Below are 13,163 nucleotides of genomic sequence, written 5' to 3'. Positions count from 1 at the left end.
CCCACGTGATCGACATCCGCTCGGTCGCGACCCGGGAGCCCGAGGGCCACATCCCCGGCGCCACCGTCATCGAGCGCCTCGTGCTCGAGTGGCGGCTGGATCCGGGCAGTGCGCATCGGATGCCGGAGGGCCCGGGCCATGACGATCTGGTCGTGGTGGTCTGCAACGAGGGGTACTACTCCTCGCTCGCCGCCCGCGACCTGCGGGACCTCGGCTTCCACCGCGCCACCGATCTGATCGGCGGTTTCCGGGGCTACCGCGCCGCCGGGCTCGCGGTCGAGGCGGAGCCCAGCCGCAGCGTGGACTGACACCCCTGCAACGGCGGGGAGGAGCGGCGCCTGGTGCGCCGTCCCTCCCCGCCGTTCTGCATGCTGCGACCCCTCCCACATCCACACTTTGCTCATTGCGCAACTGTGGAACTACGGGGAGGATGAGGGCGTGACGACGTCGGACCCGCCGGAAGGCTCCTCCCCCACCGCACCGCAGCTCGCGGCGGCGGCGAACACCTTCGCGCTGCTGGCGAGCCCCGCCCGGCTCCACCTGGTGCGGCTCATGAGCGGTGGACGCTCCGACGTGGGCGAGCTCGCCGCGAGAGTGGGCCTCAGCCTCCCCACCACCAGCCAGCACCTGAGCAAACTCCGCCTGGCGGGCATCGTCTCCGCCCGCCGCGCAGGTCGTCACAGCTACTACACCGTGGACGATCCTCACGTCCTCTCCCTGGTCGAGCAGATCTTCGAGCACATCGCGCCCGACGGCTCGCTCGCCCCCGACCCCCCCCTGAAGGATCCCCGCGCATGACCGCCCCCGCTCCGCTCTCCCCTGCCGCGGCACCGAAGACCGACCTGCGCAAGTTCGCGTGGCTGTCGATCGTCGCCGCGATCGTCACGATCACCCTGAAGACGGGCGCCTGGGCGCTCACCGACTCCGTCGGAATCCTCTCCGACGCCGCCGAGTCGACCGTGAACCTGGTCGCCGCGGTGGTGGCACTGATCGCCCTCACCGTCGCCGCGCGACCCGCCACCGAGCGCTTCCTCTACGGGCGCGCGAAGGCCGAGTACTTCTCCGCAGCCGTCGAGGGCCTGATGATCTTCGTGGCCGCCGCGGTCATCATGATCACCGCGGTCGAGCGCTTCATCAATCCGCGACCGCTCGACAACCTCGGGATCGGCCTGGTCATCGTGGTGATCGCCTCCGTGGTCAACGGCGGTGTCTCCGTGGTGCTGCTCCGCGCGGGCAGGAAACACAACTCGATCACGCTGCGCGCCGACGGCAAGCACCTGATGACCGACGTGGTCACCAGCGCCGGCGTGCTGCTGGGCGTGGCGCTGGTGGCGCTGACCGGCTGGGAGCGGCTCGATGCGCTGGTCGCCTTCGCCGTGGGCGTCAACATCATCGTCACCGGCATCGGCCTGCTGGGAGAGTCCGTCTCCGGGCTGCTGGACAAGGCGCTGCCCGATGAGGACCACGACATCATCACCGAGGTGCTGCGCCGGCGCACCGACGGCACGGTCACCTTCCATGGCCTGCAGACCCGTGAGGCGGGCCAGCAGAAGTACATGAACGTCCACGTGCTGGTGCCCGATGAGTGGACCGTCAAGCAGGGGCACGACTACATCGAGGGGCTCGAGGCCGAGCTGTACGGCTGCCTCCCGGATCTCACGGTCCTCACCCATCTCGAGCCGATCTCCGATCCGGCCTCGTACGAGGACATCCCCGAGCAGCACGTGCCGATCCACGGCGACGACCATGACCCGACCAGGCCGCCGGAGGGACCCCAGCCCTTCTGAGCTCTCATTCCCCGTCGGCTCCTCCGAACTCGGCGCGCCTCGCCATGAACGGTGGCAGGATGCCGCCATGGTGACCCAGCGCACAGAAGAGTCGTCCCTGCCCTCTGTCCGTCCGCTGCTCCTGAACAGCCTCGTGGCCGCGCTCATCGCGAGTGCGCTGATGATCTTCGTGCACGAGCTCACGCACCTGCTCGCCGGGCTCGCCCTGGATCACGCTTCGATTCTGTACCCCTTCGGGGTGATCGACCTCGACTCTCCGCCAGAGGATGATCAGGTGCTGATGCTCCTCTCTGGCCCCGCCTTCAGCCTGGTCACCGGTGTGCTGCTGCAGCTGTGGACCCCGCTGCGCGGGCGTGCTGACTTCCTGCACCTGGTGTGGCTGTGGTTCGCCTTCATCTCGGTCCAGGAGGGCATCATGTATCTGTGCCTGACTCCCTTCGGCGCCGGCGACACCGGGCAGGCCGCGCAGCTGCTCGGGCTGCCCCTCCCGCTGCAGTTCCTCGCGCTCGCGATCGGCGTCGGCGGCATGTTCCTCAACGCTCGGGCCTTCGCGCCCCACATGGCGCGTCACGCCGGGGCCGATCCGCGCCTGCGCAATGCGATGACCTTGTTCCCATGGCTGTACGGGATGATCGTCTCGGTGCTGCTGAGCATCGTGTACCTCGCGATCAGCCCGGCCGAGATCCCGGCCTCCGCCCAGATCGCGATTCTCGCGGCGGGAACGGCGCTCCTGGTCTTCGCGCCGATGGCGAACATCTTCGCCCGCAGCGTCACCGCAGTGCCTTATGAGCCGCTGCGGCTTCGCGCGGTCCCCGCCGGCGGACTCGTGGTGCTGGGTGTGCTGGTGCTAGGGAACATCCTGCTCAGCTTCGGCCTGCAGCTCGGCTGAGCGGAAGCTTAGCCGGCCAGCAGCTGCGCGAGCTCACGGTCCGAGGCCCTGAGCGCCTCCCGGTCGTAGGTCGCGCCGGTCGCCAGCACCTCGTGGGCCCCGGTGCGCTCGAGCAGCTCCTCGATCCGTCGGCGCACGGTCGCCGACGCCCCGGCCACCGTCGCCGCAATGCCCCTTTCCACTCGGTGAGCCTCCTTCTCGCTCATGGGCGACGCCCTGATCCGCGCGACGGGCTCGAGCGCCTCGAACAGGCCGGTGGTGCGGGAGCGGGCCATCGCCCAGACCTCCGGCAGCGCCAGCTCACGAGCCTCCTCGTCGGTGTCTGCGATCAGCGCGTCGACGGAGACGATGACCTGCGGCGCGCTGCCGCGATGCGGCTGGAAGCGGCGGCGGTAGGCGGCGAGCCGGTCCGGCAGCTCCGGGGAATCCAGGAAGGGGCCGCCGAGCACCACCGGCAGGCCGAGCGCAGCGGCGGTGACGACCCCGCTGCCTGTCGCGAGCACGAACATCGGCACCTCGCCGGCGCCGGCGGGTTGGGCGGTGAGCGGGGCGGAGTCCTCGAGATGCTCCCGCACTTCGGCGATCTCCTGGCAGAACTCCTCAGGGCTCGCCTCGAGGCGGCCAAGGGCGCGCCGCACCGGATCGGTGAACCCCAGCGACCGGCCGAGACCCAGGTCGATGCGGCCCGGGTACAGCGCGGCCAGCATGCGGAACTGCTCGGCGACCACGAGGGGCCGATGGTTGGGGAGCATCACCCCTCCGGAACCCAGCCTGATCCGCCGGGTGCGGGCCCCGACCGCCGCCAGCAGCACCGCCGGGGCACCGCTCGCAATCCCCGGCACCGCATGATGCTCTGCGACCCAGAACCGCTCATAGCCCAGCTGCTCGACATCGATCGCGCGCTGGACGGAGTGCTCCAGAGCAGCGGTCTCCGGAAGCCCATGGCGGGTGCGGGAGCGGTCGAGAAGAGAGAACCTCATGCCGGGGCCAACGCCTGGCAGCGCAGGAAGCTTCCCTGAGCGGAGGTCGAGAAGCTCTCATCCCCGAGCCCTCCACCGCAGAGGCTCCCTCGATAGCCTGAGCGGTATGAACGCTCCTCATGTGCCGCTGTCGCTGCTCGATCTCGTCCCCATCTCCGAAGGCATGACCACGAAGGAGGCGATCAGCGCCTCAATGGAGGGTGCGAAGGCCGCCGACCGCCTCGGCTACGAACGGCTCTGGTTCGCCGAGCATCACAACACCAACAGCCTGGCCTCGAGCGCGACCTCGCTGCTGATCGACCGTGCGGCCTCGATGACCGAGAGGATCCGCGTCGGCTCGGGCGGGATCATGCTCCCCAACCACGCGCCGCTGACGGTGATCGAGCAGTTCGGCACCCTGGTGCAGTTCCACGGCGACCGGATAGACCTGGGCCTGGGCCGCGCTCCGGGGACCGACCAGCTCACCGCCCAGCTGCTGGCCCGCACGTCGGCCGACCCTGCCGCCTTCGTCGCCGCGGTCGAGCAGATGCGGGACTGGTCGCGCGAGGAGAGCACCGGCTCGCTGCCGATCACCGCGGATGTCGCCCGCGGCACCGAGGTGCCGATGTGGATCCTCGGCTCGACGGCCAATGGTGCACGCCTGGCCGCACAGCTGGGGATGCCCTTCTCCGTCGCGTCCCACTTCGCACCCTTCCAGTACGTGCACGCACTGGACGTCTACCGCCAGCACTTCGATCCGAACGCTGCGGCTGCGCAGATCGAGAAGCCCCGCACCATGGTCGGGGTGAATCTCGTGGTCGCGGACACCGACGAGGAGGCGCAGCGGCAGTTCACCACGCTCCAGCAGATGTTCCTGGGAGTGGTCACCGGTCAGCGGAAGAAGATCCAGCCGCCGCGACCGATCGAGGAGATCGCTCCCGAGCAGCTGCTCGCTCAGGTGGACCAGACCCTGTCCATCAAGGCCGTCGGCTCCCCCACCACAGTGGTGCGTCAGCTCGAGGAGATCGTCGCCGCCACCGGTGCGGACGAGCTCATCCTCACCGCCTACTACTACGATCCGGCGGACCGGCTGCACGCTCTCGAGCTGCTGGCGGAAGCCTGGGGCCTGTGAGACGACGCCGCCAAGGCGCGGCTCCCGCCGCATGGCTCGCGCTGCTCTGCCTCTCCGCAGCGGTCCTCACCGGCTGCGGCGGATTCGGAGAATCCCGCCCGGGGCAGGGCGACCCATGGATTCACGACGAGGACAGCGAGCGCTGGTTCCTGTCCGACTCCCTGACGACCAGCTCCGAGCTGGTGGCCGAGCACCTGCCCACGCTGGAAACGGTCTCGGAGCTCACGCTGATCGACGGCCAGTTCACGGATCCGCACGAGCGGGTCCCGATCCCCGCCCAGGACGACTACTGGTGGCAGGCTGTGGTGACGCTGGCCCCGGCGGAGGTCGAAGAGCTGGCCACGACCGCACAGTCACAAGCTGCCGCAGGATCGATCGGCGGTGAGCCCGAGCGGCTCACGGACGGAGAGCTGCGCGCCGCGATCGTCGGCCCGCTCGAAGAGGCGCTCTCCTCCTGCCCCGAGGACTGGCTCACCGTAGCACCGGTCCTGACCCAGCCGGGATATGAGAACCGGACCGCGGCGGGCGACGGGTTGAGAGTCCTCGCGGTCTGTCCCGGCGGCGATCAGCTCGTCATCTCTGCCTTCGACATGTGAGCGGCGAGCTGCCCGTGAAAAACGGGGCCATGGCGATCACGCCGTGGCCCCGTTCTCAGCATCCTCACTCGCTGGACATCCCGAGCAGGTCGGGGATGAACATCGAGATCTGCGGGACGAACACGATCAGCAGCAGGCCGATCACGAGCGGCACGTAGAAGGGCAGCAGGCGCATGATCACCGGCTCCACCTTCATCCGGCCCACCCTGGCGCCGACGAACAGGATCACGCCCACCGGCGGGGTGATCGTGCCCAGGCACAGGTTGAACGTCATCATCAGGCCGAAGTGGATCGGGTCCACTCCCAGCTCGAGGGCGACGGGCAGGAAGATCGGGGTGAAGATCAGGATCGCCGGGGTGGGATCCATGAACATGCCCACGACCAGCAGGGCCAGCATCATCAGCAGCAGCACGATGATCGGGGAGCTGGAGACGCCCAGCAGAGCACCGGCGATGAACTGCGGGATGGTCGCGTAGGCGAGCACCCAGCCCAGCACCCCGGAGACCGCGATCAGCAGCAGCACCACGGCGGTGGTGCGGGTCGCAGCGAGGATCACCGCGGGCAGCTTCTTCACGGTCAGCTCGCGGTAGATCATCCCCAGGACCAGCGAGTAGACCACGGCGATCACCGCGGACTCGGTGGCGGTGAAGAACCCGGCCACGAGGCCGCCGATCACGATCACCATCATGAACACGGCCGGCACCGCAGCGAGCAGGGTGCGCATGGCCGTGGCGAGGGTGAGCTCACCCCGGGCGGCGCCGTTGTCGTTGCCCACGAGCTCGGGGCGGCGCTTGGTCACCAGGTAGACCATCGCGATGCAGGCCAGCATCCACACCGCGCCCGGACCGTAACCGGCAGCGAACAGGGTGGCGACCGAGGTCGAGGAGACCAGCGAATACACGATCAGCGTGTTCGAGGGCGGGATCAGCATGCCCGAGGGCGCCGAGGCGACGTTCACCGCGGCGGCGAAGGCCGGGTCGTACCCCTCCTTGCGCTGCCGAGGGCTGAGGATGCCGCCGACGGCCGCGGCCGAGGCCACCGCGGCACCGGAGACGGAACCGAACATCGCGTTGGCGACCACGTTGGTCTGGGCCAGGGAGCCGGGCATCCGGCCCACCAGCACCTTCGCGGCGTCGATCAGCCGTGCGGCCACGCCGCCGGTGTTCATCAGCTGCCCTGCCAGGACGAAGAACGGGATCGCGAGCAGGGAGAACGAGTTCGCGCCCATGAACATCCGCTGCGCGGAGACGAACACGGCCGGCTCGAAGCCGATCACGGCGATCAGGGCGACCACCGAGGGCAGACCGATCGCGATGGCTATCGGGGCACCGATGGCGATGAGGATGAGGATGCCGATGATCAGGATGATCCCGGCGAGCATTGCAGGATCCATGATCAGCGCTCCTTCTCGGTGTCGGTGCTGGTGTCGGATCCGGGGAGCGTCTGCGCCTGCGGATCCTGGACGACCGTTGCTGCCGCGGCGGCACCGGCGCTCTCGGCGGCCTCGTCGTCCGTCTCCTCGAGAGGCTCGAGCTCATCGCCGCGTACGGCCAGCAGGAGATCCTCGAGGGCGAGGAAGGCGATCATCAGGCCCGTGACGGGCAGCGCCAGGTACATGTGGCCGACGGTGAAGGGGAAGCCAGGGATCACCTGGTCCCAGGATATGGACACCCCGCGCAGTCCTCCCGACACCATGGCCAGCGCGGCGAAGGCCAGCGTGCATGCCTGCACGAGGACCATCAGCACCCGGCGGGAGACGCGGGGAGCGCGCTGGGCCAGCACGTCGACGGCGATGTGGCCGCGCTCACCGAACACTAGGGTCGCGGCGAACAGGCTCAGCCACACGAACATGTATTGGGCGGTGACGGTGGCCCAGGGGCTCGGGGCCCCCAGCACCTGGCGGGTGAACACCTGCCACACGACGACCAGCACAAGCACCGAGAACAGCACGATGCACAGCAGCTTGAGGGCTGACAGCAGGCCCTGGCGGATCTTCCACATCATGCATCCCCTTCCTCGGACGCCGCGCGGATCGCGTCGTACAGCGCGAGGTCATCCGGGTGCTCCAGGATCGAGAGTCCGGCCTCCTCGATGATCGGGGCGAACACCTCGGGCTCGGGCTGGGTGATGACCACTCCGCGATCGAGCATGTCCTGGGTGGCTTTCTCGGTCTCCTGCTTCCAGATCTCGACGAACTCGCTCTGGGTCTCGGCCCAGGCCTCGCGCAGGGCCTCGGAGTCCTGCTCGTCCATTTCCTCGAGCAGGTCCGTGCTGGCCAGGAGGAAGTCGAAGCCGATCAGGTGATTGGTCAGCGTGAAGTGGCCCGCGACCTCGTAGTGACGCTGGGTGACGTAGGAGATCTCGTTGTTCTCCGCACCGTCGAGCACGCCGGCCTGGAGTCCCGTGTAGACCTCGCTGTAGGCCATCGGGGTGGGGACGCCGCCGATGTCGCTGATCAGGCGCAGGAAGATCTCGGACTCCTGCACGCGGATCTTCAGTCCGGCCATGTCCTCGACAGATTCGATCGGGCCCTGTGCGGTGTAAAGGTGCCGGCCACCCTGCGAATAACCGCCCAGGACTGTCAGTCGCATCTGCGGCTCGAGGGAGGCGAAGAGCTCGCCGACGATCGACTGGTCGAGCATCACGCGGTTCTGGTGGTCGATGTCGTCGAAGACTCCGGGGACGTTCATCGGCAGGAAGCGGGGCGAGGAGTTCTCGATCTGGGTGCCGGAGATGACGGCCATGTCGATCGCGCCGTCGGAGACCAGCTGCACGGTCTCCTGCTGATCGCCCAGGGAGTTGTTGGCGTAGACACGCGCGCCGTAGCGCCCGTCGGTCGCCTCGGCGAGCCGCTCGCCGAAGGAGACGAGGGAGCCGTAGCTGGGATGGGACTCGGCCTGGCCCAGCGAGATGGACAGAACCCGGTCCACCCCGGTGACAGCCCCTTCCTGCGAGGCGCAGCCGCCGAGCAGGGCGGTGCCGGCGCCGAGGACGGGGAGGGACTTCAGGAATCCCCGACGTCCCACTCCTTCCCGAGCTCCGGGGCGGGGGCCGGCGAGCGAGCGGGGAGCTCCTCGTCGGCGGGACGTTGGTGTTCGCACTGCATTCCTCCTCGAATGAAACCTTCCGGACCGCGGTGCTGCAGCGGTGCGGGCCCGCGCTCGCAGTCGCCGTGCCGGGTGGAGCGACGGCCTGCGGACGCTCCGGGCTGAACCTGCGATGCGTCGTGGGAGTGCCCTTCTGCGGGCCTCTCCGGCTCCTTGTCGAGCCCGAAGGCGACAATGCCCGGCCGCATCGCACGATCGACCTCGGCCAGCGTGCCAGCCTCCGAGAAACCGGTCTCACGCGTTGCCGGGCATTGCCGTGCCGAAGCGGCGGTGACATGGATCCCATGAGGCGCTGCGGCTGGCATGCTGGTGCACATGGCGACGCCACCCACCGATGCCGTTAACGCCCCTGCACAGAACACCCCGCGGATCGGGCTTCTGCCGGCAGCAGGCGTGTCGACCTCGGCTTTCCTGCTCTTCGGCCTCCAGCTCGCTGGGTGGGGGCACGGGCTGCTTCTGCTGAGCCTGCTGGGTGCATTCCTCGTCTCCCGGGAGCTCGGCAAGGACCTCTCCCTGATCGGCCTCGGGGTCGCGATCGTCTCGACGACCTCGGTGAAGGCGGATGTGGACTGGGACCGGTTCTTCACCATCGGCACGGTGCTGATCCTCGCCGTCTCCGCGCCGCTGCTGGTGGACCGCCTGGTGCTGCGTCGTCGCGCGATCCGCTTCCCCTGGCTCTCCGGTGAGCGGTGGAACCGATGGCAGGTGGGGTACATCATCGCCGTCCCCGTGCTGGGATGGCTGATCCTGCCCTACTACTTCATCTCCTCGGGCGCGTACGAGAACTGGCCCGCCATCACCGACGCCGGAGCGCTGGGGCGCTTCCTCGTCGGCGTGAACTTCGTGGGCACCTGGGACGAGCTGTTCTTCATCTGCACCTGCTTCGCCCTGCTCCGCCGCCATTTCGGACTCTGGACGGCGAACATCCTGCAGACGATCATCTTCGTGTCGTTCCTGTGGGAGCTCGGCTACCAGGCCTGGGGCCCGCTGCTCACCGTGCCCTTCGCACTGCTCCAGGGCTGGCTGTTCTCCCGCACCGGCTCCCTGCTGTACGTGCTGATCGTGCACCTTCTGTTCGACGTGGTGGTCTTCCTCGCGATCGTGCACGCCCACAACCCAGGGGCGATCCCGATCTTCCTGGTCTGACGTCGGGTCACAATCCGGACGGCGACGAGCCCCGCTCCTCCGGAGAGGATCGGGGCCCCTCACGCTCTGGAGCGCAGCGGCCCGCGCGGATCAGGACGAGCAGGTGTTGCGGACGTCGCTCAGCTCGAGGCCGGTCTCCGGGCCGGGGCAGACGAACTGCGCGTAGCGATCGTCGTCGTCGACGTAGAGCTTGAGCCAGGAGATGCTGCTGCTGGCGATCCGCGTGTTCGACCTGTTCGGAGCCAGGTGCGAGGCGCCGCGCAGCTCGAGGTAGGCCTTGTCGGTCGACGTGGGGATGCCCTCGTACAGCGGCACGGCATGCGTGCGCACCGACGCGACCGAATCGTTCTGGGCACCGATCACGAGAGTCGGGGTGGAGATCTCCGGCCACGTCTTGTCGAGGTTCCACGGCGTCATCGCCACCGCGGCCTTCAGCTCGGGGCGATCCTTCGCGGCCTCGAGCGTCCCTCCGCCGCCCATGGAGTGGCCCATGACGGCCAGTCGCTGGGGATCGATGCGGTCGCTCACGGTGCTCTTGTCGGTCAGGTGGTCCAGCGCTGCCAGCAGCTGGTCACCGCGCGAGGAGGGCTGGTCGTAGCGGGAGTGCGTGTCGATCGTGAACACGACGAATCCCTGGGAGGCGAGGCGCGGCCCGAGCCAGGCGATGGTGGACTCGCCCGCGGTGTACCCCGGCGAGATCACGACGGCACCGAAGGTGCCCTCGTCGGCAGCGGTCGGGTAGTAGATGGTGCCGCCACCGAAGCCGGAGGCCCGAAGCGAGGACACCCGGGTGGAGTCGACATCGAAGCTGCCGCGCGCCGCTTCGAGCACCGCCGAGGGGAGATCATCGCCGCCGCGACCGAGCACATCCTCGAGCACGGTGTCGGGTCGCTGTCCCTGCGCACGCTCGCGCAGTCGGTGGGCATCAGCCATGCGAACCTGCTGCACCATGTCGCCAACCGCGAGACGCTCGTCGCCGAGGTGGTGGACGCGACGATCGCCGGCGCCCTGAGTCAGCCCGACCTCGCAGAGGGCACGGAGCAGGACCCCCTGCGCGCACTCTGGACGCGAGCCGGCTCAGCGCACGGTCGACGGTACATACGACTGTTCATCGAGCTCACCGGGATCTCGATGTTCTCCGATGCTGCGGTTCGCGAAGCCGTCTCACGCTCGATGGGCGAGCGTCATCGCGCATTGGCAGCGGGCCTGGAGCGCGAGGGCTGCCCCACCGAAGAGTCCGCACCGATGGCGACCTGGATGCTCAGCGCCTTCCGGGGGCTCATGGCCGAGCTCATCATCACCGGGGACCAGGAGCGCTCCGACGCCGCCTTCGAGGATCTGCATCGAACCGTGATGGCGCGCGCCGCGGGCTGGGGGACTGAGACAGCGAAGAGCCCCGATCCTCCGGAGAGGATCGGGGCCCTGCGGTGCTCCGGTGGGAGCGGCGTGATCAGGAGATCACATCATGCCGCCCATTCCGCCCATGCCACCCATGTCGTCGCCGCCGCCGGCCGGGGCCTTGGGCTCCGGCTTGTCGGCCACGACGGCCTCGGTGGTGAGGAACAGGCCCGCGATGGACGCCGCGTTCTGCAGTGCAGAGCGGGTGACCTTGACGGGGTCGATGATCCCGGCAGCGAGCAGGTCCTCGTACTCGCCCGTGGCGGCGTTCAGGCCGTGACCGATGGACAGGCCCTTGACCTTCTCCGCGACGACGCCGCCCTCGAGGCCGGCGTTGACCGCGATCTGCTTCAGGGGCGCCTCGATGGCGACCTTGACGATGTTCGCACCGGTGGCCTCATCACCCTCGAGGATGAGCTTGGCGAAGGTCTCCGCACCTGCCTGCAGCAGTGCGACGCCGCCACCGGCGACGACGCCCTCATCCACAGCGGCCTTGGCGTTGCGCACGGCATCCTCGATGCGGTGCTTGCGCTCCTTGAGCTCCACCTCGGTGGCGGCGCCGGCCCGAATGACGGCCACGCCGCCGGCCAGCTTCGCGAGGCGCTCCTGGAGCTTCTCGCGGTCGTAGTCCGAGTCGGAGTTCTCGATCTCGCTGCGGATCTGCGACACGCGACCGGCGATGCGCTCGGCGTCGCCGGAGCCCTCGACGATGGTGGTCTCGTCCTTGGTCACGACGACCTTGCGGGCCTGGCCCAGCAGCTCGAGACCAGCGGTCTCCAGCTTGAGGCCGACCTCCTCGGAGATGACCTGGCCACCGGTGAGGATGGCCATGTCCTCGAGCATCGCCTTGCGGCGATCGCCGAAGCCGGGGGCCTTGACGGCCACGGACTTGAAGGAGCCGCGCAGCTTGTTGACCACGAGCACCGCGAGGGCCTCGCCCTCGACGTCCTCGGAGATGATCGCGAGCGGCTTGCCGGACTGGATGACCTTCTCCAGCAGCGGCAGCAGGTCCTTGACCGAGGAGATCTTCGAGGAGATCAGCAGGACGTACGGGTCCTCGAGGACCGTCTCCTGGCGATCGGCGTCGGTGACGAAGTAGGGCGAGATGAAGCCCTTGTCGAACCGCATGCCCTCGGTGAGCTCCAGCTCGAGGCCCATGGTGTTGGACTCCTCGACCGTGATCACGCCTTCCTTGCCGACCTTGTCCAGGGCCTCGGCGATGAGCTCGCCGATCGCCGGATCGGCCGCGGAGATGGCAGCGGTGGAGGCGATCTGCTCCTTCGTCTCGATCTCGTGGGCCTGCGCGAGCAGGGTCTCCGAGACCGCGGAGACGGCCTTGTCGATGCCGCGCTTGAGCGCGATCGGGTTGGCGCCGGCGGCGACGTTCCGCAGACCCTCCTTGACGAGGGCCTGGGCGAGGACGGTGGCGGTGGTGGTGCCGTCGCCTGCGATGTCGTCGGTCTTCTTGGCGACCTCCTTCACCAGCTCGGCGCCGATCGACTCGTAGGGATCGTCGAGCTCGATCTCCTTGGCGATCGACACGCCGTCGTTGGTGATGGTGGGGGCGCCCCAGGACTTCTCGAGCACGACGTTGCGCCCCTTGGGGCCGAGGGTGACCTTGACGGCGTCGGCGAGCTGGTTCATTCCCCGCTCGAGGCCGCGCCGGGCCTCCTCGTCGTATGCGATGAGCTTGGCCATTGTGGAATCTCTCCCGTGTGGTGTGGTGTCCACCCGACCCTGTGCCCGCGACGGACGAGAGCCGACGCCGTGTTCATGTCCCACGGCGGCGACCCCCTCACGGGGCCGGAATGTGTGTGGTCGACAGGGCGGCGGACCGCCTGCCGAACGTGCACCCGCCGAGCGGGAGTTCAGGCGCCCAGGGCGCTGTCACTCTCGATCATCGAGTGCCAGATCATCATAAGCACTCCATGGGGAGAGTGCTAACTCTCCGCTCCGGGCGGACACATCCGAATGCCGCAGCGGCGCACTCGGGCGGCGCCCGAGGCCCGGATGCCGAGAGCGGCACGGGCCGACCTCCCCGGTCGATCCGTGCCGCTCATGTGCTCCAGCTGTCGCTGGGGCGCGGAGACTCAGCCCTCGCCGTCGCCTCCGCCGTCGCCCTCGTCACCGGGCTCGGTCACGGCCACCA

13 protein-coding genes are annotated in these 13,163 nt (G+C 68.9%); 7 read left to right on the top strand and 6 right to left on the bottom strand.

Annotation, left to right across the window (positions count from 1 at the left end; genetic code table 11):
* Positions 1-5: 5 nt before the first annotated feature.
* From H3H54_RS04955 to H3H54_RS04940, 4 genes are all read left to right on the top strand, one after another.
* Positions 6-308: a rhodanese-like domain-containing protein gene (locus H3H54_RS04955; protein ID WP_262425757.1), complete on the top strand. Its 303-nt coding sequence runs from the start codon at positions 6-8 to the stop codon at positions 306-308.
* A gap of 130 nt (positions 309-438) precedes the next feature.
* Positions 439-798 (top strand): helix-turn-helix transcriptional regulator, encoded by a 360-nt coding sequence (locus tag H3H54_RS04950; protein ID WP_262425756.1) that lies wholly within the window; start codon positions 439-441, stop codon positions 796-798.
* A complete protein-coding gene (locus H3H54_RS04945) occupies positions 795-1,787 on the top strand; it encodes a cation diffusion facilitator family transporter (RefSeq protein WP_262425755.1) in 993 nt (330 codons plus the stop codon). Before H3H54_RS04950 ends, H3H54_RS04945 begins: the two co-directional genes overlap by 4 nt.
* 67 nt (positions 1,788-1,854) lie before the next feature.
* Entirely contained in the window at positions 1,855-2,676 is an 822-nt protein-coding gene (locus H3H54_RS04940; RefSeq protein WP_262425754.1) for a hypothetical protein, read from the top strand.
* An 8-nt stretch (positions 2,677-2,684) separates the two neighbouring features.
* Here the strand turns inward: H3H54_RS04940 and H3H54_RS04935 are convergent, their stop codons facing one another.
* Entirely contained in the window at positions 2,685-3,656 is a 972-nt protein-coding gene (locus H3H54_RS04935) for an MsnO8 family LLM class oxidoreductase (protein ID WP_262425753.1), read from the bottom strand.
* Between the two features lie 106 nt (positions 3,657-3,762).
* Between H3H54_RS04935 and H3H54_RS04930 the strand changes: the two genes are divergently transcribed.
* Entirely contained in the window at positions 3,763-4,767 is a 1,005-nt protein-coding gene (locus H3H54_RS04930) for an LLM class flavin-dependent oxidoreductase (protein ID WP_262425752.1), read from the top strand.
* Positions 4,764-5,363, top strand: coding sequence for a hypothetical protein (locus tag H3H54_RS04925; RefSeq protein WP_262425751.1), 600 nt, complete (start codon positions 4,764-4,766; stop codon positions 5,361-5,363). Before H3H54_RS04930 ends, H3H54_RS04925 begins: the two co-directional genes overlap by 4 nt.
* Before the next feature lie 64 nt (positions 5,364-5,427).
* On the opposite strand, the gene H3H54_RS04920 is transcribed toward H3H54_RS04925, so the two are convergent.
* From H3H54_RS04920 to H3H54_RS04910, 3 genes are read right to left on the bottom strand one after another with little or no spacing between them, the layout of a single operon-like run.
* Positions 5,428-6,756 (bottom strand): TRAP transporter large permease, encoded by a 1,329-nt coding sequence (locus H3H54_RS04920; protein ID WP_262425750.1) that lies wholly within the window; start codon positions 6,754-6,756, stop codon positions 5,428-5,430.
* 2 nt (positions 6,757-6,758) lie between these two features.
* On the bottom strand, positions 6,759-7,367 hold the full coding sequence (locus tag H3H54_RS04915) for a TRAP transporter small permease (RefSeq protein WP_262425749.1): 609 nt from the start codon (positions 7,365-7,367) through the stop codon (positions 6,759-6,761).
* Positions 7,364-8,464 carry a TRAP transporter substrate-binding protein gene (locus H3H54_RS04910; RefSeq protein ID WP_262425748.1) on the bottom strand — a complete coding sequence of 367 codons (1,101 nt, stop codon included), beginning with the start codon at positions 8,462-8,464 and terminating at the stop codon, positions 7,364-7,366. The genes H3H54_RS04915 and H3H54_RS04910 overlap by 4 nt, the downstream gene beginning before the upstream one ends.
* 321 nt (positions 8,465-8,785) lie before the next feature.
* Here H3H54_RS04910 and H3H54_RS04905 point away from each other — a divergent pair, with 321 nt between their 5' ends.
* On the top strand, positions 8,786-9,616 hold the full coding sequence (locus H3H54_RS04905) for a CPBP family intramembrane glutamic endopeptidase (RefSeq protein WP_262425747.1): 831 nt from the start codon (positions 8,786-8,788) through the stop codon (positions 9,614-9,616).
* A 90-nt stretch (positions 9,617-9,706) separates the two neighbouring features.
* Here H3H54_RS04905 and H3H54_RS04900 read toward each other — a convergent pair whose 3' ends face one another.
* Both H3H54_RS04900 and groL read right to left on the bottom strand, forming a co-directional pair.
* Positions 9,707-10,549 carry a serine aminopeptidase domain-containing protein gene (locus tag H3H54_RS04900; protein WP_262425746.1) on the bottom strand — a complete coding sequence of 281 codons (843 nt, stop codon included), beginning with the start codon at positions 10,547-10,549 and terminating at the stop codon, positions 9,707-9,709.
* 525 nt (positions 10,550-11,074) lie between these two features.
* Positions 11,075-12,712, bottom strand: coding sequence for a chaperonin GroEL (groL, locus tag H3H54_RS04895; RefSeq protein ID WP_262425745.1), 1,638 nt, complete (start codon positions 12,710-12,712; stop codon positions 11,075-11,077).
* Between the last annotated feature and the right edge of the window lie 451 nt (positions 12,713-13,163).

It is taken from the genome of Brachybacterium sp. Z12, from assembly GCF_014400405.1.
Lineage (GTDB): Bacteria > Actinomycetota > Actinomycetes > Actinomycetales > Dermabacteraceae > Brachybacterium.
Note: the sequence above shows the minus strand (reverse complement) of the source record. Positions and strands in the feature narration are given on the sequence as shown.